At 63.8% G+C, this 1,590-nt stretch carries 2 protein-coding genes; both read left to right on the forward strand.

Going from position 1 to position 1,590, the window contains the following annotated elements:
- Positions 1 to 753, forward strand: a 753-nt coding sequence (locus tag AC11W3_RS15445; RefSeq protein WP_484093304.1) for a glycosyltransferase, incomplete at its 5' end; no start/stop codon positions are given.
- A partial coding sequence (locus tag AC11W3_RS15450) for a glycosyltransferase (protein ID WP_484093305.1) occupies positions 746 to 1,590 on the forward strand: 845 nt, incomplete at its 3' end. The genes AC11W3_RS15445 and AC11W3_RS15450, both read left to right, overlap by 8 nt.

Here is a 1,590-nt window from a genome sequence, read left to right on the forward strand (position 1 = left end):
AAGCTGCGCCGCAACTTCGGCCAGACGGCCGCCATGGCAGCGGGGTTCGATTCCGCCTCCGGCCGGGTGGTCGTGCCTATGGACGGCGATCTGCAAAACGACCCCCTCGATATCCCGCTCCTTATGGCCCGCATCGACGAGGGCTACGATGTGGTCTCCGGCTGGCGCAAGTACCGCAAGGACACCTTCATCAACCGCAAGCTCCCTTCCATCATCGCCAACGGCTTGATCTCGCGCATGACCGGGGTTCACCTCCACGACTACGGCTGCACCCTCAAGGCCTACCGGCGCGAGGTGCTCGAGGACGTGAACCTCTACGGCGAGATGCACCGTTTCGTGCCGGCGCTCGCCTCGCAGGTGGGCGCCAAGGTGACCGAGATGCCGGTCCGTCACCACGAGAGGCTGCACGGGCAGAGCAAGTACGGCATCTCCCGCACCATGAAGGTGATCCTGGACCTGATGACGGTCAAGTTCCTGCTGAGCTACTCCACCAAGCCGATCCAGCTCTTCGGGCGGTGGGGGATCTACACCCTCTGCGCGGGCGGGCTTACCGGCCTGGTCACCATCTACATGAAGCTCATCGAGCACGTGAGCATGAACCGCAACCCGCTGCTCATCCTCACCGCCTTCCTGCTCTTCATGGGGGTGCAGTTCATCGTGATGGGGCTCCTCGCCGAGCTCAGCGCGCGGACCTACTACGAGGCCCAGAAGAAGCCCATCTACAACATCAAGGAAAAGCTGAACTTTGGCTGACCCTGTCCTCAAAGTCCTGGTGCTGGCCCCGACTCCCTTCTTCGCCGACCGGGGCTGCCACGTCCGCATCCTCGAGGAGGCCCGCGCGGTCATCCCCTGCGGCGTCGAGCTGCGCCTGATTACCTACCACATAGGCCGGGACATCCCGGGCATCCCCACCGAGCGCATCGCCAAGATCCCCTGGTACGGTAAGCTCGAGGCGGGTCCCTCCTGGCACAAGCCTTACCTCGACCTCCTCCTGCTGCTGAAGGCACTGAAGGTCGCCCGCAGCTTCAAGCCCGATCTCATCCACGCCCACATCCACGAGGGCGCCTTCATCGGCGCCATTCTGAAGAGGTTCCTGCGCGTCCCGATGCTTTTCGACTGCCAGGGGAGCCTGACCGCCGAGATCACCGATCACAAGTTCGTAAGGGAGGGGTCCCTGCTGCAGCGCCTCTTTTCCCTCCTCGAGCGCTGGATCAACCTCAGTTCCGACTACATCATTACCAGTGCCGGTCCCACGGTCGAGCTGCTGGTCTCGGACGGCGTTCCCAGGGAGCGCGTGCGGGCGCTGATGGACGGCGTCGATACCGAGGTTTTCGCTCCGCATCCGAAGGAGGAGATCCGGGCACGGCTCGGTCTTCCTGCCAATCGCCCGGTCGTGGCCTTCCTCGGGCTGTTGAACAGCTACCAGGGGGTGGATCTCCTTTTGGAAGCGGCGGCGCTGCTGAAGGGGCAGGGGGCGAAGCTGCACTATCTGATCATGGGCTTTCCGGAGGAGCGCTACCGTGTGAAGGCAGAGGAGATGGGGCTCTCCGACGTCACCACCTTCACCGGCCGGGTTCCGTATGACGAAGC

Source organism: Geomonas sp., assembly GCF_056994735.1.